Source organism: Rhodococcus sp. Q1 (assembly GCF_004153645.1).
GTDB classification, from domain to species: Bacteria; Actinomycetota; Actinomycetes; order Mycobacteriales; family Mycobacteriaceae; genus Rhodococcus; species Rhodococcus gordoniae.
Genome location: NZ_SDMJ01000001.1, coordinates 611,768 through 633,520 on the forward strand (window position 1 = coordinate 611,768; position 21,753 = coordinate 633,520).

Below are 21,753 nucleotides of genomic sequence, written 5' to 3' on the forward strand. Positions count from 1 at the left end.
CTTCAGATCCCTGCGGTGAGGACAGCACTGAGCTCGTCGAGCAGAGCGGGCGCCGGCCCTGCGACAATGTCGAGTTCTCGAACCCAGAGAAAAAATCGATGGATGTGGTTGTCGACGTCGGCGCCCATACCGCCGTGAAGGTGTTGAGTCGCGTGCACTACACGGACACCTCCTTCACGTGCCCACCATGCCGCCACCAGAGCGGCTGTCGCTGCGTCTTCACCCTGGTCGAGTTGCCAGGCTGCGTCCAACATCGTCAACCGGATGGCTTCGGTGTCGATGTAGGCGTCGGCCGCCCGCATTGCCACCCCTTGATTGGTCGACAAAGGCCGGCCGAACTGCTCCCTGGTAGATGTGTACTCCGCGGTGCGCTTCACAGCCTCTTCGCACAGACCCAACTCGAGCGCCGCGATCCCGGTCAGCAGCCGGGTGCGTATCCACCGTGCCGGGTCTCCGGAATGTGAGGGGCGGCCCACGAGATCGCGATTGTCGACGTGAACCGAGTTGAAGTCTATGGAGGCGTGGATATTACGGCTGATGCCTTCGAAGCGGTCGACCTCGAGTCCGTCGCGCTCGAGGGACAACAGAAATGTTCGAGTGCATCGTGAATCGTCAGCGAGAACGAGGACGTGTGTGCACGATCCCGCCAGGTAGACCTGAGGGAGGCTTCCGTTCAGAACCCAGCCGTAGTCATGCCCTTCGGCACGTACGCTGCCCCACGGATCGGAAACGGCCACTGCGATACGGGCGCTACCGTCCCGGATCGACGGCAGGGCCGGGGAGTCCACATCACCGAATTCCGCTAGGGCAGATGCGGCGATGGACGTGGACACGAGGGGGACTCGGCTGAGATGTCTGCCTTGTTGTTCCAGCACAATCGCCAGTCCCACCGTGCCCACGCCGCCTCCACCGATCTCGGCGGGCAGGACGACATCCAGCAACCCGGTGTCGATCAATCGAGTCCATAGTTCGCTGTCGAACGCCTGGCCGGCGCGTTCGAGTTCTGCAACCCGCTCGTCGGTGCTGTGTTTCGCAAACACCGACACTGCGAGTTCATGGACGATCTGTTGTTGCTCGTCGAACGAGAAGTCCATGCTGCGCTCGGTCATCGAGTCCTCCGTGCCATGCCAAGTCGGTTCCATGCAACGATTTCTCGTTGAATCTCTGCTACGCCTCCGCCGAACGTGTTGATCTGTGCAGAAAGGTTCAGCAGAGCGAGGCGTCCGGAGTCGCTCCGCCATGGTTGTTCTGTGATGCGCATCGCTGTCGAACCACGCACTTCGAGTAACATGCGATAGACGTCGATTGCGGTTTCGGTGGCAAACACTTTGGCGGCGGATGCGTCTCCTGGGAGTGCAGATCGGTCTCCGGTCGCGTCCACGAGTTGCCAGTTCAGTAACTGCATGGCTCGTACTCGGGCGTACGATTCCGCGAGCTTGGTTGCAGCCCAAGGGAGCTCGATCACAGCGCGATCGTCCGGCGTCTTTGCGCATCGGGCCCATTCGATGGTGTCCTCGAGCATCCCTTCGCACACGCCGCTGAGTGCTGCGAGACCGATGCGCTCGTGGTTCAACTGGGTGGTGATCATTTCCCAGCCGCGGTTCTCCTGGCCCACGACGTTCGTGACCGGAACCCGTACATTGTCGTAGTAGGTCGCTGTCGTCGTCCCGCCGCCGACCGTGTGTATCGGCGTTGCCGAGAACCCGTTCGAACTGGTCGGTACGAGGATCAGCGAAATGCCCTTGTGTTTGGGCGCCTCCGGGTCGGTGCGGGCTGCAAGCCAGATCCAGTCGGCGCCGTCGGCTCCGGACGTGAACACCTTGTTCCCATTGATGACGTATTCGTCGCCGTCGCGGACCGCGCGTGTGCGCAACGATGCCAGGTCGGTGCCGGCGGCCGGTTCCGTGTAGCCGATGGCAAATATCAGTTCTCCGCGAAGAATTCGGGGCAGAAAGTACTCCTTTTGGTCTTCCGAGCCCTTGGCCATGAGTGTCGGGGCCACCGTGGTGAGCGTGACCATCGGTAGCGGTGCTCCGGCGCGATAGGCCTCGTCGAAGAGGACATATTGCGCGTCCGGCCCTTTGCTCTGACCGCCGAAGTCCGTCGGCCATCCGATACCGAGCCAGCCGTCGCTTCCCATCTGCCGCAACACTCGGCTGCGGGTCGGGCCACCGGCCGCGCCTTCCGCGCGGAGTTCGGCACGGACCTCTTCTGTGAGTAGGAGATTGAAGTACCGGCGAAGTTCTTGGCGCAGCTTGTCGGTCTTCTCCGACGTTCGTAGATACACCCGCTGCCTCCTTTCTGTCGTGGGCTCGGTCCCCACGCTGCGGCGCTGGGACGATCGCGGTGTGTATTGAGGCTAACGACTACTCGTTGCGCATACAAGACTTGTATATGCAACAGTTGTGTCTCACCACTATGGGCAGCGCATGCAGTAGAATGGGCGCGCAAGAGGCGTGGGAGTCGACGTGTTGAGGAGATACGAGAATGCCTGTTCCGCCGAACTCCGAGGAGCTCGTGCCCGATCGGATCACCACGCCGGTATGGGGCGACCTGCAGCCCGAAAGTGAATCCGTGGTTATCGGAGACCGCTTGATCGACGTGACCCGCCGGTTTCTGCATACGAAACGGCGGGAGTGGAACCAGACAAAGTTGTACACGGTCGATGGTCAGGGACTCGGCGTCGCTCAGATCGATGCTCTGGAGGTGGTGGCTCAGCACGGCGAGATGCACATGAATCAGCTTGCAGCGAAGCTGAGGCTCGACCCCTCGACAGTCACACGCGCAATCAACCCTCTGGTTGAGATGCAGCTCCTCGAGCGCTATACCGATCCTTCGAACCGCAGGTACGTCGTCCTTCGATGTACCCCGAGCGGAGAGGCGGCCGTCGGGCGCTTCGTCGAGGAGCGCCGGCGTGTGATGCGAGAAATGCTGGACCCGATGGACCCTGCTCGCCGCTTGTTGCTCGTCGAGCTTTTCGAGGAGTACACGGCTCTTCTCGAGCAGAATCAGGCGAGGAGAGAAGATGCGGCCGGCTGATCGATTGCGAGTTGTCCTGGTGTGCCAGTGCCGGCAGTACTCATGGGGCAGGTGCGGTCGGCTCGCAGAGTCGGTCGAGCGGCCGCAACGGTCTGCGTGCTCATGATGGTCTCGGCCTCGACGAACCTCGAGGCGCTGAGCCGGGGTTGGGGGTATCTGCTCGACGAGCAGGCCGCGCTCGGGTAGTCGTATGTCACTACCCGAGCGCGGCCCGCTCGGCAAAGGGCGCGTGATCGACCATCGAGGTAGGTGAGCGACCGGGCGTCCTCGCGTCACCTGTGAAAGAAGAATCATCTTCTGCAGCGGTAGATCTCGAATGTCAGGCCCGGATATGCCACATCATCCGGCAGATCCCGAAGGGAATGTCCGAGATCAGTCGCGGATGAACGCCTTGTCGAACAACATGATGTGGTCGATCGACGGATTCATTCGAAAGACGTTCGGGGACCACGCGACGTAGGTATTGCTGGCTCCCCATGCGAGGAACGGCTGTTCCTCGTTCACGTACGTCTGGATGTCGTCGATTGCCTGCTTCTTCGTCTCGGCATCCGGAGCGGACAGTACCGCGGCAAGGAGGCTGTCGGCCTTCGGATCTGCAAGACCCACAAGGTTGTTCGCCTTGCTGTGCATCGCATTGAACATGCGGATCTCGGGGTCGATGTCGGAGGCATTGTATGCGCCGTGTGCAAGGTCGAAGTCACGGTCGACGTAGACGCGCCTGATCATGTCCGGGGCACTGTTGGTGTACTCGATCGAGGTGTCGAATCCGACTGAATCGAGTTGTGCCTGTATTGCCAGAGCGAGCTTCTGGGCATCGGGGTCATTGATGCTGACGTAGGTGACTTTGCCGTCGAAACCATCCTTCTTCGCCTCGTCGACCAGTTGCTCGGCCCTGGAGGCTTCGGGCGTGACGCCGGTTTCCTCGCCGTGCCATTGCGACCACGGCTGGAACAGGTCGGTACCGGGCAGGCCTTGCCCGTCCCGGGCTCGCTGGTTGAGGACTGTGGGGTCGAGGGCATAGGCCATCGCCTGACGTAGCCGTCGATCCGCGCCAGGACGCCCTGGTGCTTGGTTGATCTGTCCGATCATCGCTTGGCTGTGAGCCTCGATGAATCCGGGAAACTCTTCCTTCGCGGCATTGACGGTGGCGGCGTTTCGGAGGTAGATCGCCTGTACGCCACCGGTCCTCAGTGTCTCGATCTTCGCCTGCTCACCTGCAACGGCGACAAACTTCAGACCGTCGAGATTGGGTTCCCCACCCCAGTAGTCGGGCCGGGCTTTCAATTCGAGTTCTTGCTGGGGAAGCAGTTTGACAACGCTGAAGGGTCCGGCGCCGATAGGCGTGAAGGTGTCACCTTGCTGCGCGGAAGGCGCCACGATCATGCCGTGTCCGTAGCAAAGGATGGCGGGAAAGTTGGACCACGCTCTGTTCAGCTTGAACTCGACGGTGCTGGAGTCCTTCGCGGTGACGCTCTGGACGATCTCGGTGAACAGCTGTGAGTAGAGCCCTCGATTGTCGTTGTATCGCTCGATGCTGGCAACCACCGCGTCGGCATCGAAAGGTGTACCGTCGCTGAACCGTACATCGGCCCGCAACGTCAAGGTCCATGTCGACCGATCTGTGCTCTCCTCGAGAGACTGCGCGATCTGAGGCACGAACGTTTGCGAATCCGCGTCGTATCGCATGAGCACGTCGTACACGGCTGCCATTTCGGTGCCCCCAGTGGGGCCCGCTCCCTGAGTCTTCGCTGGGTCCAGGTTGGTGACAGGGGAGTACGAGGCGAAGCTCAGCGTTCCACCCTTGGTGGGTGTGCCCGGATCGCCTTGGTCGCCCAGGACCCCACGCGGCACCGAGGTGGAATCCGCTTGTCCGCTCCGGGCATCGTCGCCCGCGGTCGTGTTGGCGCAACCCGCCAGGACGACGGCGGTCACCGCCATGGTCGACAGGAGCCTGCCGAACCTAGAGTATTTGATTGTCACTGATTGACCTCCATGCTCTTGGAACACTGCTCGTCGGTGCGAAGGTGGTACGCCCAGTTAGGAGAAGCCGCTTGCGTACGGTCCGGACCGTCGTCACTGGGTTTGTGCGTGTGCCGCATTACCGGGCTACCGAGGGCAATACTTCGCGCGCAGAGAAAGATTGAGCTGACGGGTAGAGGCGTGCGTGGCCTGATCGCGTCAGTGGTCTCCACTTCTGCCGCTCTGCCGGCCTCGGCGCATCACTTTCGATGTGGCGACGGTAACAATCGAGGCTTGGCTGTGCAATAGTTGTAGGGGCCATGAATGAATCTCGCCTCGGCGACAGCGACAACAGGTGTAACTTCCGGAGTTGCTCGGCCGGGACGAACTTCGTTCCGTACGAACGGGAACGCACGGCATCCCGCCAGGCACGGCCGGGGTTCATTCGGCTCGGAGAACCTGATCACCTGCGATTCCGTGTGGTGAGCACAAAGTCATGCCAACACAGAGATTGGGACCCATGAACACAGTGAGGAGGGGATAACACGATGGTGAGAACAGTGATCGACAAGTTGACCGAACTGGTCGTGGTGCTCTTCATCGTCAGCCTCGGCACCTTCGCTCTTGTATCGTTCATCCCCGGCGATCCGTCGGTCGCGATACTCGGCGAGGGCCACGCGCCCGAGGACTACGCGCGGGTGCGCGCCGAGATGGGCCTCGATGATCCCTTCTTGACTCGGTACTGGCACTGGTTGTCGGGTGCGCTTCAGGGCGATCTCGGAACTTCCATGGTCCCGCCACAGGGGCCGGTCATCGACAGCATCGGCAGGGCGATGCCCGTCAGCCTCCAACTGGCATTGATGGGCCTGGTCATCGCGATCGTCGTCGCGGTGCCGTTGGCTGTGTACTCCGCTCGTCACCAGGGCAGCTGGATCGATCGCGCGATCGGGGCCGGCACGTTCGGTGTGTTGTCGATCCCGAGTTTTCTGTCCGGTCTCCTGCTGATCATGCTGGCGGTGAATCACCTGGGATGGTTTCCCCGGTCCCAGTGGGTCCGCATCTCGGAGGGGTTGGGGCAGAACCTCTACCACGCCATCCTTCCGGCGATCGCCATCAGCCTGCTGGAGATGGCGATGTTCACCCGTATTCTCCGCAGCGACCTGGTCATGACACTCAGGGAAAAGTTCATCCTCGTCGCCAAGGCGAAGGGTATGTCGAACACTCGGCTACTCTTCAGCGACGCGTTGCGCCCGTCGTCGTTCTCGCTGATCACGATGCTCGGCGTCGTCCTCGGTTCGATGATCGGCAGCACCGTTATCGTCGAGACGCTGTTCTCGTTGCCCGGGATGGGTTCGCTCATCGTCCGCGCGGCGCAGCAGGGTGATATGCCGATGGTGCAGGGTGCGGTGCTGGTTATCGCCGTCATCTACGTCGTGGCCAACGGCGTCATCGACATCGCCTACGGATACCTCGACCCAAGGAGCCGACGAGCCCATGTCTGAGACCACAACCGACGAAATCGAGATGCCGGCCATCACAGGGCGCGTCCTCGACGACGCGAATGCAGGGAGGTCGGCCGACGCGTCCGACCTCGTGGAACGCCGCAACCTGTACCGGATCGGAGCGTTTCTGACAGTGGTGGGCGTCGTCGCCATCGGTATCGGTCTGGCGCCGCTACTGGTCATCGGCGTCCGGACCGTGCTCTTCGTGGTCGGACCGGTCGCGCTGTACATGGGAATGCGCCGGCTCGGGCTGGCCCGGTTCGGCGCGGACTTCGACCTGACCTTCGTCCTGTCCTGTGTATGGCTGGCGGCTCTCATCGCGGCGGCGCTGTTCGCCCCACTGCTACCGCTGGCCGAGCACGAGGACACTACCAAGACCCTCGCCGCCGAGAGCTATGCCGAACCGAACTTGTTCTCGTCCAACCCATTGGGAACCAACAATTTTGGTCTCGACTTGCTCGCGCGTTCCGTCTACGGTGCCCGGTCGTCGCTCATCGTTGCTGTGGCAGCCGTGCTGATCGGTATGGTCATCGGCGGAGCGATCGGCATCGTCGCAGGCTACTTCGGAGGCAAGGTCGACCGCATCATCGGTGTCATGACGAACTCGCTGCTCGCGGTACCAGCTCTGATCCTGCTGATCGCGCTCGCATCGGTGCTCGAACCGAATCTGCGAAACATTGCGCTAGCTCTCGCCATACTGGCGATTCCCAGTATGGTCCGTATCGCCAGAGCGAACACGCTTGTGTACTCTCAACGCGAATTCGTGCTTGCCGCAAGGTCTATGGGAGCAACTAAGCTGCGAGTGATGCTCCGTGAGATCGCACCGAACGTTGCACTGCCGCTGGCCTCGCTCGGCATGGTGATGATCTCGGTAATGATCGTTGCCGAAGCATCGCTGAGCTTCCTCGGGCTCGGCATTCAGCCACCGTCCCCGACATGGGGCAACATGATCTCCGAAGGGCAGGGGAACGTCTTCGAGCAGTATCCGTACGTCGTGCTGGTGCCCGGCTTCTTCCTTTTCTTGACCGTGTTCTCGTTCAATATGGTCGGTGAGAAAGCTCAGAGGAAGACCGGGGGCACTCGGGAGGTGAAATTGTGAGCAGTAATGAACCGATCTTGACGGTGGACAACGTGTCCACCAGGTTTCGCACCAAGCGCGGACAACTCCGGGCGGTCGAGCAAGTCTCCTTACAGCTCGCCGCCGGGGAGACGCTTGGCCTCGTCGGCGAATCCGGATCGGGTAAATCCGTTCTGGCGCAGACGATCATGGGTCTCGTATCGAACGATAGCGGTACCACTGTCACGGGCGAGGTGCGCTTCATGGGCCGGAACATGCAGACTTCGACCCGCAAGGAGCAGCAGCAGCTGTGGGGCAAGGATATCGCGATGGTGTTCCAAGACCCGATGTCGGCACTCAATCCCTTCAAACGGATCGGTACCCATATCACCGAGTCCCTTCGCACGCACCTCGGCCTGGGCAAGATCCAGGCGAACGAACGCGCGATAGAACTGCTGCGCAAGGTGCGCATTCCCGAACCTGCGCGGCGCATCGACCAGTACCCGCACGAGTTGTCAGGCGGTATGCGCCAGCGCGTGGTCATTGCGATGGCACTCGCGTGTGGCCCGAAACTGACCATCGCAGACGAACCGACGACCGCGCTGGACGTCACCGTCCAGAAGCAGATCCTCGAGCTGCTCGATTCGCTGCGCACCGAACTCGGGATGGCCACTATTCTGGTCAGTCACGACCTCGGAGTTGTTGCCGGACAGACGGACCGGGTTGCGGTGATGTACGCGGGACGGATCGTCGAGATGGCACCCACCCGAGAGCTGTTCACCGGTCCGCGACATCCTTACACCGAGGCTCTCCTGGCGGCGGTGCCTCGCCTCGACCAGCAACCGCACGCCCGCCTCGAGTCCATCGACGGCGGCCTGCCGGACATGACCGAGCCCCCCATGGGATGCGCCTTCGCGTCCCGGTGCAAGTACGTGCAGCAGTCGTGCCGGGAGGTGGTGCCGGTCCTGACTGCCACTCTGGATACCGTCGGAGCCCGCCACCCGCATGAAGTGGCCTGCCATTTCCCTCTGGGCGGTGTGGCTGTGAGCGACCTCGGAGCGCCGGGAGCCGCCGACACCAACGATGTCGAGCTCGAAGTGGAGACCATCTGATGGCCGGTAGTGGTGTTGCGCACCTGCGCAAGAACGAGAAACCTGTGCTCGCAGTCGAGAATATGGTGGTGGAGTTCCCCGTCGGGCGGGGACAGACGGTACACGCCGTCTCGAACATCAGCTTCGACCTACTCCAGGGCGAAACACTCGGCATCGTCGGTGAATCGGGCTGCGGCAAGTCCACTGCCGGGCGCGCCGTTCTGCAGTTGCCGGCGCCGAAGTCCGGCAGTGTGGAGATCGACGGAACCGAGCTGACCACGCTGAGCGCGTCGGCACTGCGTAAGATTCGAGCGCAGATGCAGATGATCATGCAGGACCCGGTCTCGTCGCTCAATCCGCGCCGCAAGGTCAAGCATCTCGTCACGGAGGGCCCCCGCATGTGGGGCCAGCGCAACAAGGAGCGGCTCGACCGATTGGGTCGGAACCTGCTGCAATCGGTCGGGCTCGATCCGGACATGGTGTGGGAACGGCTTCCGGGCGAGCTCTCGGGCGGTCAGTGTCAGCGGGTGTGCATCGCGCGCGCCATGATGCTCAAGCCGAAGGTTCTCATCTGCGATGAACCCGTGTCCAGCCTGGACGTCTCGGTGCAGGCCCAGATCCTCAACCTCCTCGAGCAGGCCAAGGCTGAGTTCGAGCTTACGATGATCTTCATCGCCCACAACATGGCGGTGGTGAAGAACATCAGCGACCGAGTCATGGTCATGTATCTCGGCAAGGTGTGTGAGATCGCGCCGAGCCGAGAAATGGAAAGCCTGGCGTTGCATCCGTATACACAGTTGCTGTTGGCGTCGATCCCCGATCCTGACATTCTGCGCGGCGAATCCGAGGCCGTACCTCTCATCGAGGGAGACCTTCCGTCTCCTCTCGATCCACCATCCGGTTGCCGGTTCCGCACGCGATGTCCACTGGTGACCGACCGCTGCGCGGCGGAAGAACCGTTGCTGCGCGAGATAGCGGAAGGTCATTACGTGGCGTGTCACAATGTCTGACGCGTAGTAGTGCGAGCGATGAAAGTCCTGTGCGGTCCGATCGGTGGCCGGCAGCCATCCGTGCCCAGTCGGCGAGTCGACCTACTTTGTCACGGGTTCGGCATCAATGCGATGCTTGCAATCGCGCACGACTATAGCATCATGCGCGGCGCAAACGACGTGCCTATCGGAGGAAGCGCGCATAGTCCGCACGCCGCTCTGCCTTCAGTGTCGTGTTGAGCACCAGCCGGGTCTGGAGGCGGATGTAGTCGTCGAGGGTGTAGATGGATCCGAAGTGCCAGTGCTTGAGCGCCCACCCGTGGGCGAGCAACAGGATGTCGAACACCATCAGGTCGACGTCGATGGGCTCCATGATTCCGGCGGCGATACCGTCATCGAGGGCGGAGCGCAGCGGCGCCGACGTCTCGACCTCCAGTTCCTTGATCCGGGCGCGACCGTCGGCGTCGAGCGTGCGGCTCTCCCGGTAGGTGAGGACGGTGGCGTCGAGGTTCTCGTCGACGATCTCGATGTAGCGACGGATGCCGGCGGCGAGCCGTTCGACGGGATCGTCGCCGGCGGCCTCCATCGCAGGTTCGATCTGGTCGCGGAAGGTGTCGAGGATCGAGACGATGGTGGCGAGGAGGATCTCCTCCTTGCCACCGAAGTACTTGTAGATCAATCCGACGCTGACACCGGCCTCGTCGGCCAGCGCCTGCATCGACATCTGGTGGAAACCGGTGCGCTGCATGACCTGCACGGCGGCGTCGAGGACCTGCTTGCGGCGGGAACTGGTACGAACTGCCCGCACGGCCTCTTCCACGGGAAGTGCATCGTGGTCGGTGGTCATAGGGGCTCCTCGTCGCTTTTCGGTCCGATTCACAGTACCGAGTGCTCAGCGGTGTGAATCGTGCAGCTGGGACGGTCGTCAGATCCCGAGATCCTTCGCAACGATCGTCTTCATGATCTCGGTGGTTCCGCCGTAGATCGTCTGGATGCGGGCGTCGACGAAAGCGCGTGCGACGCCGTATTCGCGCATGTAGCCATAGCCGCCGTGCAGTTGCAGGCAGCGATCGGCGACACGCACCTGCAGTTCGGTGGCCCACCACTTCAGGCGCGCGGCGCGGGCGGCGGTGAGCTGCCCGGCCACGTGCTCGGCGATGCAATCGTCGAGGTAGGTGCGGGCGATGTCGAGCTCGGTGGCCAGCTCGGCGAGCACGAACTGGGTGTTCTGGAAGCTCGACACCGGCTTCCCGAAGGCCTTCCGTTCGCGGACGTAGTCGAGGGTCTGCGCGAGGACGCCTTCGGCGGCTGCGACCGCGCCGATGGACAGCGACAACCGTTCCTGCGGGAGGTTGTGCACCAGCTGGTAGAAGCCGCGACCTTCGTCGCCGAGCCGGTTCGCGACCGGCACCCGCATGTCGGTGAACGTCAGCTCGCTGGTGTCCTGGGCATGCAGACCGATCTTCTCGAGATTGCGTCCGCGGGAGAAGCCGGGGGTGTCGGCCTCGACGACCAGCAGCGTCAGACCCTTGTGCGGGTCGTCGGAGGTGCGGGTCGCGACCACGAACAGGTCGCCGTTCTGACCGTTGGAGATGAACGTCTTGGCTCCGTTGACGACGTAGTGGTCGCCGTCGCGCACCGCGGAGGTGCGGATGCCGGTGAGGTCGCTGCCGGTGCCGGGTTCGGTCATGGCGATACCCAGCACCGTCTCGCCGCGGACGACGCCGGGCAGCCACCGCGCCTTCTGTTCGTCGTCGGTCAGCTCGGTCAGGTAGGGCAGCACCACGTCGTTCTGCAGGGAGAACGCAATGCCGGCTGCGGCGTTGCCGGCGCGGTTGACCTCCTCGATGAGGATGGCGTTGTAGCGGAAGTCGTCGACACCGGGACCGCCGTACTCCTCGTCGACGGAGAAGGCGAGCAGTCCGAGCTTGCCGGCCTCGGTGAACAACGACCGGTCGAGGCAGCTCGCGTGCTCCCAGTCCTCGTGCACGGGAGTGATCTTGCTGTGCACGAAGTCGCGTGCGACCTCTCGGAACTGGTTGTGCTCGGTCTCGTATTCGAGGCGTGCATTCATCGGGTGATCCTCGAGTCGGTGGGTGCGGTGAACAATCCTGCGGCGAACTCGTCGGCTGCCGTTCGGGTTGCCTTGTAGTGCAGTTTCTTTCCGGTGGCAGAGACCGGCAGCGACTCGACGAACCGGTAGGCACGCGGTCGCTTGAATGTGGAGAGCATCGGATGCTCACGGCAGTGCGCGTCGAGGACGTCGGCCGTGACATCGGAACTTCCGGCGACGATGTATGCGACGACGACGCGTCCCCAGCGCTCGTCGGGCACGCCGACGACGAGGCAGTCGGACACACCCGGATGCGAGTTGAGCGCTTCCTCGACCTGCACCGGATGGACGTTCTCCCCACCGCAGACGAGCATGTCGTCCTTGCGTCCGACGATCGTGACGAACTCTTCGGCGTCCCATGTGGCGAGGTCGCCGATGTGCAGCCACCCGTTGTTGAACTTGGCCTTCTCCTGGTCGGGGGAGTCGAAGTAGGCGTTCGAACCCTTGGGGGAGCGGACGATTACCTCTCCGACCTCTTCGCCGTCCTTGGCGACGACGTCGTCGTGGTGGGCGAGTCGGTCCTCGTAGATGTGGACCACGCGCACGTCGTCGTCGGTGCAAGCGCGACCCGCGGTGCCGGCATGTTCGGGCAGATCGGTGGGGCGCAGGAAGGTGTTCCAGAACCCTTCGGTGCTGCCGTAGCCGTTGAAGATCCGCGGGTTGAGGACCTGTTGGTAGCGCAGTGCCGCTTCGCGTTCGAGCGGCGCACCCATCGTGACGATGCCGCGCAGCGATGACAGGTCGCGCGGACGGGCCTCCTGCGCGGTCGCGAGCATCGCGAGGTTGGTGGGCGCTCCGATGAGGAAGGTGAGGCCGTGCTCGGCGACGAGGTCGAGGACACGGTCGGCGTCGAAGGTGCGCAGCGGCAACACTTCTCCGCCGATGTAGAAGACCGGGTTGGGTCCCCCGGAGTACAGGCCGCCCCTGTGGAACCACGGCGTCATGTTGAGCGTCTTGTCCTCGGGGCTCAACGGGAAGTGCATGATGACGTCGTGCGCGCTGAAGATCTCGATCATGCTGTTGAGCGGCACACCCTTCGGCATGCCGGTGGTGCCCGAGGTGTAGAGGCGGGTGGTCTCGTCCCACACCGTCCGGTGCAGCGGCGGGAGCGCGACCCGATCCGCCGCCAGGTGCCGGTACCGCACGACGGTGGCGCCGGGAACGGAGACAGGGTCGCCGTCGCCCACCGCGACGATCACCTTCGGTGTGTGCGCCGAGCGTTCCAGCGCCTCCGTCACCATCGGGGTGAGCTCGGTGTCGTAGACGAAGACCGTGGGTGCGGACTTGTCGAGGATGAACGAGGTTTCGCCGGAGGCGAGCCGGAAGTTGATCGGCGAACCCACCGCGCCCACCGCCTGGGTGGCGAGATACAGCTCGGCGAACTCGACACTGTTGAACAGCTGATAGGCGACGACATCCCCGGCCTGCACACCTGCATCGGCCAGACCTGTGGCGACTCGGTCGACACGCTCGCCGAGTTCGGCGTAGGTCAACCGGGTTCCGGTGTCGGGATCGGTGATGGCAACGCGGTTCCCGTACCGTCCCAGGTTGCGCCGGAAGCCGTTGAGATACGTGAAGTCGTTCTCGAAGTACTCCCGGTAGGCCCGGGCGTTGTACGACGCGCTCATGATTCGATCTCCCCTGACGATGTCGATCAGCCGGCCATGGTGAGGCCGCCGCTGACGCTGATCACCTGGCCCGTGATGAACGATGCGGCCTCGGATGCGAAGAACAGGACGGGTGCGGCGACCTCCTCGGGTCGCGCGAGTCGCCGGAACGGGATGGCCTTGATGAGAGCAGCTTTGAGCTTCTCCTCCTGGGCCTGGAACAGCGGTGTGTCGGTGGGGCCGGGGCACACGCAGTTGACGTTGATGTTGTGCCGGGCCATCTCGCGGGCGAGCGACTTGGTGAGGGCGATGACGCCGCCCTTCGCTCCCGCATAGATGGATTCGCCGGAGCTGCCGACCCGGCCGGCATCGCTGGCGAGGTTGATCACGCGACCACCGTTGCCGGCGTCGATGATGCCGGGCAGGAAGGCACTGCAGATGTGCACCGGGCCGAGATAGTTGATCGCGACGACCTTCTCGGCGAACTCCGGTGTGGCGTTGAGGAACTGATCGGTGCGGTCCCAGCCGGCAGCGTTGACGATCACGTTGGGCACGCCCACTTCTGCGTGGGTGCGGTCGCGGAGTTCGTCGACCTGGGCGCGGTCGGAGATGTCCACCGGCAATGCGGTGATCAGCTGGGGGTACTCCTTGGCCGTGGCTTCGGCAGCCGCCAGGTCGAGATCGGCGGCGACGACGCGATCACCCTGCGCGGCGAAGGCGAGAGCGATGGCCTTGCCGATTCCGGAACCAGCGCCGGTGACCAGTGCGATGTTGCTCATGGGAGGTCCTTACGGGTCTGGGAAATTCGGATCAGGCCTTGACGTACTTCGCGAAGTCGGCGGGACGCTTCTCCGCGAACGCCTTGGCGCCTTCGAGTCCTTCGTCGGACTTGCCGAACAGGTCGAGTGCCGACATCGCGAGGTTGCTCAAGCCGGCCTGGTGGTCGGTGTCGGCATTGAACGACTGCTTGAGGAACTTGATCGCGGTGGGGCTCTTCTCGGCGATCTCGGCAACGACCGCCTTCGCCTCGTCGAGCAGTTTGTCTTGCGGGACAACCCAGTTCACCAGTCCCCAGCGTTCGGCGGTGGCGGCGTCGTACTGGCGGCACAGGTACCAGATTTCTCTCGCGCGCTTCTCCCCGACGACGCGGGCGAGGAAGGCAGAGCCGAATCCGGCGTCGAACGAGCCGACCTTGGGTCCGGCCTGGCCGAACCGGGCGTTCTCCGACGCGATCGTCAGGTCGCACAGGACGTGGAGAACGTGTCCGCCGCCGACGGCGACACCGTTGACGGCTGCGATGACCGGCTTGGGGATGTCGCGGATGAGCTTGTGGAGGTAGCCGATCTCGAACATGCCGCTCTCGGTGGGGCCGTAGTCGCCGGTCTCGGCGCGCTGCTTGACGTCGCCGCCCGTGCAGAAGGCTTTCTCACCGGCGCCGGTGAGGATGACGGCCGAGACCCGGCTGTCGGCCCAGGCCGACCGGAATGCCTTGATCAGTTCCTCGACGGTCTTGCCCCGGAAGGCGTTGTAGCGCTCGGGCCGGTTGATCGTGATGATGCCGGCTGCGCCGTCGGTCTCGTAGGTGATGTCTTCGAAGTCGGTCATGGGATCCCCTTCATCGCTGCAGGTAGGAGTCTTATCGAACGGACATTCTCTGCGAGTGAATGGATATTCATTTTCCATGAAGCTACATTCACGAACAGGGTGTGTCAACCATCACATGAAGGCTTCGCCGACTTGGGTGGATCTGCCCCCGGATTCCGGGGCTGAACACACTGAAATCGCCACCCGAGTGTCGTAACGACGAGGGGTGACGCTCCGACACCAGTTCAGGAGGGCATTCAGCGCGTGTGCGATCGGGAAAGCGGCACACGGGGCCTGGTGCCGGGTTGAAGGAGAAACATGAAGTTCGTCGTCCCCTACCTGCGCGTTGTAGCGGGGATGTTCGCCGCCATCACGCTGTGGCTGGCGATCGTGGAAGTGGTCAACGGCAACGTGGCCGACGCCATCCTGTTCCTGGCATTCGCGGCCGGCCTGGGATATCTCGCGATCGGCAAGCCCCTGCGCGATCGGCGTAAGCGCATCAAGGCCGAGCAGGACGCGATCGCCGCACGCGCCGAAGCCGGCCACCGCGCGTTCCTCGCGGGGGATGTGCGGGCGGCGATGGCACCGCCGCCCGAGCCGCCGAAGCCTCCGAGGATCCGTCGCGGGGTGGTCATCGCCGCTGCCGTCGCCGGACTGATCGTCCTCATGGGAATCATCGGCGATATCTCGGACGGTCTGGACTCACCCACGAAGGACGACGCGAGTACGACTCCTCGCGCTGCCGCACCGACGACCACCACGTCGTACACGACGTCGGCTGCCACCACGGCGCGGACCGTCGCTCCGGAAACCGCTCCCGCGACGAAGGTCTCCACCACGCAGGTCGCGGCTGTCGCGTCCACTGCGGTGATGCCGAACGTCGTGTGCATGGATCTCCAAGCGGCACAGGACACCATCCAGGCCGCCGGCGTGTTCTACTCCACGAGCGTCGACGCGACCGGTCAGGGGCGCGCGCAGGTATGGGACAGGAACTGGGTCGTCGTCGACCAGGCTCCCTCGGTGGGAGCATCGATCGGTGAAGGCGGCCCCGTGCTGTCGGTTCTGAAAGAGGACGAATTCAGCGGGTGCTAGGTCATCGGCTGTTCCGTGCGGGAGAGATCCTCGGTGGTTGCGGGCGGCTGTCCCCGACCGATCGGAGACCCTTCGGGTCCCTGAGTCGTCGTCCCCTTCCCCAAGGCTGCCCGGTCGCCATGCCCCGATAGACCATCTCGGCCAGCACGGATAGCCCCACGTCGCGGAGGACGTGCGGCTCGCACTGGACCCGGTCGTTCGTGTCGACCCTCACGAGCGGGTGCTCCACCACCAGCTGTGGAGACGAGGGGTACTGGTGCCCAGTCGGTTTCGAGACAGGGAACGGCCCCGGCTCGCAGCGTCGGCGCGCTGACGTCGGACTGTGGGAGACGAGCGACGAGCTGCGTCGACGAGCCTCGGCTACCGGAACGGCCCTCGTGCGCGACGATGCAGGTGAAACGCCTCGAGCCCTTCGATCACGATCGGATCGGAGGGCTGAAAAGTCAGGACGTCGGGGGTGAACCCGGGGGAGCGGGTAGATGGCGGCCGGCGCGGACGAATGCGCTCACAGCTCGTTGCTGAGGTACGCCTCTCGGGGGCGTGTGGATAGACTCCACCCTACGGTGCATGACAGTCCTGTCTGTCTTGTGCCCAGACCCCGGTCCGGTGTTGGCGCACCTGCCGGGGTCGACCTGTTTTCAGGTCGGTGGAGGGATGGTCGCACGGGTGTGCGACGTCGTCAACTCGAACACACGTTCTGCTCGTGCGCATCGTGGGAACATCGGTGTGTCCGAATGGAGCGCCTTGCAACGATCGTCGCTGTTGTTCATGGACAGTCCAGTGGTGCGGATGTAAAGCCGATTGTCAGACGTCATCGATCCGGCTGCGGCATGCGGTGAGACTTCCTCGCGTCGGGCTCGATCTCCCCCAGGCGCGCGTCCAGATGGCACAGTGCGGCACGGCCGACATCCGAGAAGACAAGGGGGACTCGCATGGGAGCTGTGCGACGGACGGTGGTGGCGACGGCAGTCGCGGCCACAGCTGCAGTAGGAGGATCGACAGGGCAGGCGGCGGCGACGCCGGCAGTCGACACCGTGGTGAACGGCGTACTGTCCATCACCCCGCTGTGCCAGGGAACCATCGACGCACTCATTGTCGCGTGCACCGAGCTCGAGAAGCTGACGCCGCACTTTCCGCTGATGCTCGACCTGAATCCGAGGGGTACGCATCTCGTCGTGCTCGGGGCCGGACTCACCGAGGACGGCAAGATCAGGCCGGTGCTCGAAGAACGTCTCGACACGGCTTTGCGTGCAGCGCACCGCTATCCGGAAGCGCCGATCGTCGTCACCGGTGGTGTGCCGCGCAACGGCGTCACCGAAGCGCGGGCGATGAAGGACTGGTTGGTGGCACGGGGGATTCCACCGGAACGCATCACCGAAGAATCAGAATCCGGTTCTACCGTCGAGAACGCACGCTTCACCAACGATGTTCTGCTCGAACGTCGCGCAACAGGCGCTGTACTCGTGACGAACCGCGACCACCTCGAACGCGCGATGATCAACTTCCGGCAGGCGGTCGACGCGCGTATTCCCGTCGCGGGCATCGTCGCAGCGTAAGTCCCGGAAGAGGGAGTCGATCAGTTCTGGAACGGCGGGACGGGCGTAGGAGTGGCGTCTCATCCGGGGGGAAGGCGCAGGTAGATCAGTCGGCGGTCCTCTTGCGTGGCCGGCCGCGCCGCACCGCCTTCTTGATCGGGGCTTTCGGACGCGAAGTGGTGTGCGGCGGTTCGTCCTCCTCCTCTTCGTCCTCGTCTCGAACCCTCTCCTCGTCTCGAACCCTCTCCTCGTCTTCGCCCTCGCCTTCGTCCTCGTCCTTGCTCTCGTCCCTCTCGTTCTCCTCTTCGTCCACATCCGAATCTTCTTCCGAACTCTCGGAAGGGGTGTCGCTCCAGCTGAATTCGATTTCGATCTCGACTTCGTCTCCGTCCACCTCGATCTCGAGTTCCCATCGGAGCCGGTCGGGGACATCGACCGAAATCGAGCCTCCGTCCGAGTCCAGGTCCACTTCGGATCCCGTCGCCAGGGCGCGTCCGAGTGCAATCAACCGCTCGGAAACCTGGTTGCGGGAGAGTTGAGATTTCTGCTTGATTTCCAGCTTCGGCACAGCGACTCCTGACCTCGGTGCAGTATGCATCTACGGTATCTGCCCCGGTGGGGGTAGGTGTTGTGAAGGAGACGTCTCGGCGACGAGTTCGTGCAGTGGGAAAGATCGAATTCGCCGGGTGTCCCGACGTGCTCGCCGCAACCGCTTCCGGGCGCGGGTAGCGACCATGCGCCCAGGGCAAAACAATCACGATTGCTTGCTTTGAGGGCGATGACATGTGACGCTGACCGCATGATGGAGTTGCCGCGACTATCGAGTCGGACATATTCGTCGCCGACAGGGCGTCCGGTCCAGGAGGGGACCGCGTGAGCAATCCCGTGCGTATCGGCAATTGCTCCGGCTTCTACGGCGATCGTCTGTCTGCGATGCGCGAGATGCTCGAAGGCGGGGAACTCGACTATCTGACCGGTGACTACCTTGCCGAACTGACGATGCTCATCCTCGGTCGTGACCGTCTGAAGGATCCGGGTCTCGGCTACGCCAAGACGTTCCTGCGGCAGGCCGAGGACTGTATGGGTCTCGCCCTCGACAAGGGGGTGCGGATCGTCGCGAACGCCGGTGGGCTCAATCCCGCAGGCCTGGCCGCGGCGCTACGCACGGTTGCGGATCGGCTCGGCCTGTCGCCGCGCATCGCCCATGTCGAGGGCGACGATCTCGTCGCCCGCATCGACGAGTTCGGTTTCGCCGCCGACCCCCGCCCGCTCACCGCCAACGCCTATCTCGGTGCGTGGGGCATCGCCCGGTGTCTCGAGGCCGGAGCCGACATCGTCGTGACCGGGCGCGTGACCGACGCGTCCGTGATCGTCGGTCCCGCCGCCGCTCACTTCGGCTGGGCACCCGATGACTTCGATGCACTTGCAGGTGCCGTCGTCGCCGGGCACGTCATCGAATGCGGTACCCAGGCCACCGGCGGAAACTACGCGTTCTTCACCGAACTCGACGATCTCGTCCGCCCCGGATTTCCCATCGCCGAGATCGAGGCCGATGGAGCGGCCACCATCACCAAACACCCGGGCACCGGAGGAGCCGTGACCGTCGGCACGGTCACCGCGCAACTGCTGTACGAGGTGGCGGGCGGACGGTACGCGAACCCCGACGTCACCGCGCGCATCGACACCGCCCGGCTGAGCCTGCACGCACCCGATCGTGTCCGCATCACCGGAGTGAGGGGCGAGCCGCCCCCGCCGACGCTGAAGGTGTGCCTCAACGCGCTCGGCGGGTTCTACAACGAGGTCGTCTTCGTCCTGACCGGATTGGACATCGACGCGAAGGCACACTTGGTGCGATCGCAGATGGAATCGAACCTGCCCAGGCGGCCTGCCGAACTCGAGTGGATCCTCGCTCGCACCGATCATGCCGATGCCGATACGGAGGAGACCGCGAGTGCGCTGCTGCGCTGTACTGCACGTGATCCCGATCCGGACGTCGTCGGACGCGCCTTCACCTCCACGGCGGTCGAATTCGCCCTCGCCGGATATCCCGGTTTCTTCGTCACCGCTCCGCCCGGTCCGGGCACCGCCTACGGTGTCTACACGGCCGAGTACGTCGAGGCGACACGCGTGCCGCATGTCGCGGTGCTGCCCGACGGCACCCGCCTCGACATTCCGGTCGCGGCGGTCACCCGTGTCCTCGAGCCGTTGCCGGACCCGGGTGTGCCCGCGCCGTTGCCGCCCGGACCGACTCGCCGCGTTCCGCTCGGCACGCTCGCCGGTGCCCGCAGCGGCGACAAGGGCGGTGATGCCAATATCGGAGTATGGGTCCGATCCGACGACGAATGGTGTTGGCTCGCACATTTCCTCACCGTCGACGTTGTGAAGGATCTGCTTCCCGAAATCGAGCCCCTGTCCGTCACGCGGCATCTGCTCCCGAACCTGCGGGCCGTGAACTTCGTGATCGAGGGCATCCTCGGCCGTGGCGTCGCTTCGCGCAACCGATTCGACCCGCAGGCCAAGGGACTCGGTGAATGGTTGCGCGCCCGATACCTCGACATTCCCACCGTCCTCCTGGAGAAGCGCACGTGAGCATATTGATCTCGACCCTCGACCGCGGTTCCACGGAATACGGCGCGGCCGCCGACACGATGCGCGCTCGCCTGGCCGACCTCGACGCCGAACACGCCAAGGCCCTCGCCGGCGGTGGTGAGAAGTACGTCCGCCGACACCACGATCGAGGCAAGTTGCTCGCGCGGGAGCGCATCGAATTGCTCCTCGACCGCGACTCGCCGTTTCTCGAACTGTCGCCGCTCGCCGCCTGGGGCACCGACTTTCCAGTCGGCGGCAGTGTCGTCACAGGTATCGGCGTGGTCGAAGGCGTCGAATGTGTCATCGTGGCCAACGACCCCACCGTGCGCGGCGGCACCAGCAATCCGTGGACGTTGCGTAAGACCTTGCGTGCCGACGACATCGCCCTGCAGAACCGGATGCCGCTGATATCCCTCGTCGAATCGGGCGGTGCGGATCTGCCCACGCAGAAGGAGGTGTTCATCCCCGGCGGACGGCTCTTCCGTGATCTGACCCGGTTGTCGGCGGCGGGCATCCCCACCATCGCGCTGGTGTTCGGCAATTCGACCGCCGGCGGCGCATACATTCCCGGCATGTCCGACCACGTGGTGATGATCGAGAACCGGTCGAAGGTATTCCTCGCCGGACCGCCTCTGGTGAAGATGGCCACCGGTGAGGAATCCGACGACGAGTCGCTCGGCGGTGCCGAAATGCACGCGCGTATCTCGGGTCTGGCCGACCACTTCGCCGTCGACGAACAGGACGCGGTGCGCCTCGGGCGCAGCATCGTGCGGCGTCTCAACCACCGCAAGGCCGGTCCGGCGCCCCGTACCGGGGTACGCGAACCCCGGTACGACTCCGAGGAGTTGCTCGGGATCGTCCCCGAGGATCTCCGGCAGCCCTTCGATCCGCGAGAAGTCATCGCCCGTATCGTCGACGATTCCGACTTCGACGAGTTCAAACCGCTGTACGGGTCCTCGCTCGTGACCGGTTGGGCACAGGTGCACGGCTATCCGATCGGGATTCTCGCCAACGCACGCGGTGTGTTGTTCAACGAGGAATCGCAGAAGGCAACACAGTTCATCCAACTCGCCAACCGCGCCGACACCCCGTTGTTGTTCCTGCACAACACCACCGGGTACATGGTGGGCCGGGAGTACGAGGAACGCGGCATGATCAAACACGGGGCGATGATGATCAACGCGGTCGCCAATTCCACGGTGCCGCATATCTCCGTTCTGCTCGGTGCGTCCTACGGCGCCGGCCACTACGGCATGTGCGGGCGGGCATTCGATCCGCGGTTCCTGTTCGCGTGGCCCAGCGCCAAATCCGCGGTCATGGGCGGTGCCCAGCTGGCCGGGGTCGTTTCCCTCGTCGGACGCGCGGCCGCGCAGGCGCGTGGACAGGATTTCGACGAAGCCGCCGACGAGGCGATGCGCGCGGCCGTCGAGAACCAGATCGAAGCCGAATCGCTGCCGATGTTCCTGTCCGGTCGTCTCTACGACGACGGCATCATCGACCCACGCGATACCCGTACTGTGCTGGGACTGTGCCTATCGGCTGTTGCCACCGCCCCGATCAGCGGCGCCGAATCCTTCGGCGTCTTCCGGATGTGAG

Annotated in this window: 19 protein-coding genes; 10 read left to right on the forward strand and 9 right to left on the reverse strand. The window is 63.9% G+C overall.

Annotated elements, in window-relative coordinates; translation table 11 throughout:
* Positions 1–2: 2 nt before the first annotated feature.
* Both EQ874_RS02920 and EQ874_RS02925 read right to left on the reverse strand, forming a co-directional pair.
* Positions 3–1,109 (reverse strand): acyl-CoA dehydrogenase family protein, encoded by a 1,107-nt coding sequence (locus tag EQ874_RS02920; RefSeq protein ID WP_165369184.1) that lies wholly within the window; start codon positions 1,107–1,109, stop codon positions 3–5.
* Positions 1,106–2,287 carry an acyl-CoA dehydrogenase family protein gene (locus EQ874_RS02925; protein ID WP_129975460.1) on the reverse strand — a complete coding sequence of 394 codons (1,182 nt, stop codon included), beginning with the start codon at positions 2,285–2,287 and terminating at the stop codon, positions 1,106–1,108. The genes EQ874_RS02920 and EQ874_RS02925 overlap by 4 nt, the downstream gene beginning before the upstream one ends.
* 200 nt (positions 2,288–2,487) lie before the next feature.
* On the opposite strand from EQ874_RS02925, the gene EQ874_RS02930 reads away from it, so the two are divergent.
* Together EQ874_RS02930 and EQ874_RS22815 are read left to right on the forward strand one after the other, a co-directional pair.
* Positions 2,488–3,039: a MarR family transcriptional regulator gene (locus EQ874_RS02930; RefSeq protein WP_129975462.1), complete on the forward strand. Its 552-nt coding sequence runs from the start codon at positions 2,488–2,490 to the stop codon at positions 3,037–3,039.
* Between the two features lie 27 nt (positions 3,040–3,066).
* Complete coding sequence (locus tag EQ874_RS22815) at positions 3,067–3,225, forward strand: hypothetical protein (protein ID WP_165369185.1); 159 nt, start codon at positions 3,067–3,069, stop codon at positions 3,223–3,225.
* A 186-nt stretch (positions 3,226–3,411) separates the two neighbouring features.
* On the opposite strand, the gene EQ874_RS02935 is transcribed toward EQ874_RS22815, so the two are convergent.
* Positions 3,412–5,019, reverse strand: coding sequence for an ABC transporter substrate-binding protein (locus tag EQ874_RS02935; RefSeq protein WP_165369186.1), 1,608 nt, complete (start codon positions 5,017–5,019; stop codon positions 3,412–3,414).
* A gap of 527 nt (positions 5,020–5,546) precedes the next feature.
* Between EQ874_RS02935 and EQ874_RS02940 the strand changes: the two genes are divergently transcribed.
* Genes EQ874_RS02940 through EQ874_RS02955 form a run of 4 tightly spaced genes read left to right on the forward strand, consistent with a single transcriptional unit; the run spans position 5,547 to position 9,658 of the window.
* A complete protein-coding gene (locus tag EQ874_RS02940) occupies positions 5,547–6,500 on the forward strand; it encodes an ABC transporter permease (RefSeq protein ID WP_129975464.1) in 954 nt (317 codons plus the stop codon).
* Between the two features lie 22 nt (positions 6,501–6,522).
* Positions 6,523–7,599 (forward strand): ABC transporter permease, encoded by a 1,077-nt coding sequence (locus tag EQ874_RS02945; RefSeq protein WP_242496617.1) that lies wholly within the window; start codon positions 6,523–6,525, stop codon positions 7,597–7,599.
* A 23-nt stretch (positions 7,600–7,622) separates the two neighbouring features.
* Entirely contained in the window at positions 7,623–8,669 is a 1,047-nt protein-coding gene (locus EQ874_RS02950) for an ABC transporter ATP-binding protein (RefSeq protein ID WP_242496650.1), read from the forward strand.
* Entirely contained in the window at positions 8,669–9,658 is a 990-nt protein-coding gene (locus tag EQ874_RS02955) for an oligopeptide/dipeptide ABC transporter ATP-binding protein (protein WP_129975470.1), read from the forward strand. The genes EQ874_RS02950 and EQ874_RS02955 overlap by 1 nt, the downstream gene beginning before the upstream one ends.
* A gap of 163 nt (positions 9,659–9,821) precedes the next feature.
* On the opposite strand, the gene EQ874_RS02960 is transcribed toward EQ874_RS02955, so the two are convergent.
* The 5 genes from EQ874_RS02960 to EQ874_RS02980 form a co-directional block, all read right to left on the reverse strand.
* A complete protein-coding gene (locus EQ874_RS02960; RefSeq protein WP_129975472.1) occupies positions 9,822–10,484 on the reverse strand; it encodes a TetR/AcrR family transcriptional regulator in 663 nt (220 codons plus the stop codon).
* 78 nt (positions 10,485–10,562) lie between these two features.
* Positions 10,563–11,711, reverse strand: a complete 1,149-nt coding sequence (locus EQ874_RS02965; RefSeq protein ID WP_129975474.1) for an acyl-CoA dehydrogenase family protein — start codon at positions 11,709–11,711, stop codon at positions 10,563–10,565.
* Entirely contained in the window at positions 11,708–13,378 is a 1,671-nt protein-coding gene (locus tag EQ874_RS02970; RefSeq protein ID WP_129975476.1) for an AMP-binding protein, read from the reverse strand. The genes EQ874_RS02965 and EQ874_RS02970 overlap by 4 nt, the downstream gene beginning before the upstream one ends.
* A gap of 26 nt (positions 13,379–13,404) precedes the next feature.
* A complete protein-coding gene (locus EQ874_RS02975; RefSeq protein ID WP_129975478.1) occupies positions 13,405–14,136 on the reverse strand; it encodes an SDR family oxidoreductase in 732 nt (243 codons plus the stop codon).
* A 31-nt stretch (positions 14,137–14,167) separates the two neighbouring features.
* Positions 14,168–14,962: an enoyl-CoA hydratase-related protein gene (locus EQ874_RS02980; RefSeq protein ID WP_129975480.1), complete on the reverse strand. Its 795-nt coding sequence runs from the start codon at positions 14,960–14,962 to the stop codon at positions 14,168–14,170.
* A 297-nt stretch (positions 14,963–15,259) separates the two neighbouring features.
* On the opposite strand from EQ874_RS02980, the gene EQ874_RS02985 reads away from it, so the two are divergent.
* Positions 15,260–16,033: a PASTA domain-containing protein gene (locus EQ874_RS02985; protein ID WP_129975482.1), complete on the forward strand. Its 774-nt coding sequence runs from the start codon at positions 15,260–15,262 to the stop codon at positions 16,031–16,033.
* A 941-nt stretch (positions 16,034–16,974) separates the two neighbouring features.
* Positions 16,975–17,589 (forward strand): YdcF family protein, encoded by a 615-nt coding sequence (locus EQ874_RS02990; protein WP_242496651.1) that lies wholly within the window; start codon positions 16,975–16,977, stop codon positions 17,587–17,589.
* An 85-nt stretch (positions 17,590–17,674) separates the two neighbouring features.
* On the opposite strand, the gene EQ874_RS02995 is transcribed toward EQ874_RS02990, so the two are convergent.
* A complete protein-coding gene (locus EQ874_RS02995) occupies positions 17,675–18,136 on the reverse strand; it encodes an amphi-Trp domain-containing protein (protein ID WP_129975484.1) in 462 nt (153 codons plus the stop codon).
* Between the two features lie 305 nt (positions 18,137–18,441).
* On the opposite strand from EQ874_RS02995, the gene EQ874_RS03000 reads away from it, so the two are divergent.
* Positions 18,442–20,157, forward strand: a complete 1,716-nt coding sequence (locus EQ874_RS03000) for an acyclic terpene utilization AtuA family protein (protein ID WP_129975486.1) — start codon at positions 18,442–18,444, stop codon at positions 20,155–20,157.
* Positions 20,154–21,752 (forward strand): carboxyl transferase domain-containing protein, encoded by a 1,599-nt coding sequence (locus tag EQ874_RS03005; RefSeq protein ID WP_064064276.1) that lies wholly within the window; start codon positions 20,154–20,156, stop codon positions 21,750–21,752. Before EQ874_RS03000 ends, EQ874_RS03005 begins: the two co-directional genes overlap by 4 nt.
* Position 21,753: the final 1 nt, after the last annotated feature.

Coding starts and splice junctions, on each gene's coding strand:
- EQ874_RS02920 (WP_165369184.1), bottom strand. CDS start 1,109: ATGACCGAGCGCAGCATGGACTTCTCGTTCGACGAGCAACAACAGATC.
- EQ874_RS02930 (WP_129975462.1), top strand. CDS start 2,488: ATGCCTGTTCCGCCGAACTCCGAGGAGCTCGTGCCCGATCGGATCACC.
- EQ874_RS02940 (WP_129975464.1), top strand. CDS start 5,547: ATGGTGAGAACAGTGATCGACAAGTTGACCGAACTGGTCGTGGTGCTC.
- EQ874_RS02945 (WP_242496617.1), top strand. CDS start 6,523: ATGCCGGCCATCACAGGGCGCGTCCTCGACGACGCGAATGCAGGGAGG.
- EQ874_RS02955 (WP_129975470.1), top strand. CDS start 8,669: ATGGCCGGTAGTGGTGTTGCGCACCTGCGCAAGAACGAGAAACCTGTG.
- EQ874_RS02960 (WP_129975472.1), bottom strand. CDS start 10,484: ATGACCACCGACCACGATGCACTTCCCGTGGAAGAGGCCGTGCGGGCA.
- EQ874_RS02965 (WP_129975474.1), bottom strand. CDS start 11,711: ATGAATGCACGCCTCGAATACGAGACCGAGCACAACCAGTTCCGAGAG.
- EQ874_RS02970 (WP_129975476.1), bottom strand. CDS start 13,378: ATGAGCGCGTCGTACAACGCCCGGGCCTACCGGGAGTACTTCGAGAAC.
- EQ874_RS02975 (WP_129975478.1), bottom strand. CDS start 14,136: ATGAGCAACATCGCACTGGTCACCGGCGCTGGTTCCGGAATCGGCAAG.
- EQ874_RS02980 (WP_129975480.1), bottom strand. CDS start 14,962: ATGACCGACTTCGAAGACATCACCTACGAGACCGACGGCGCAGCCGGC.
- EQ874_RS02985 (WP_129975482.1), top strand. CDS start 15,260: ATGAAGTTCGTCGTCCCCTACCTGCGCGTTGTAGCGGGGATGTTCGCC.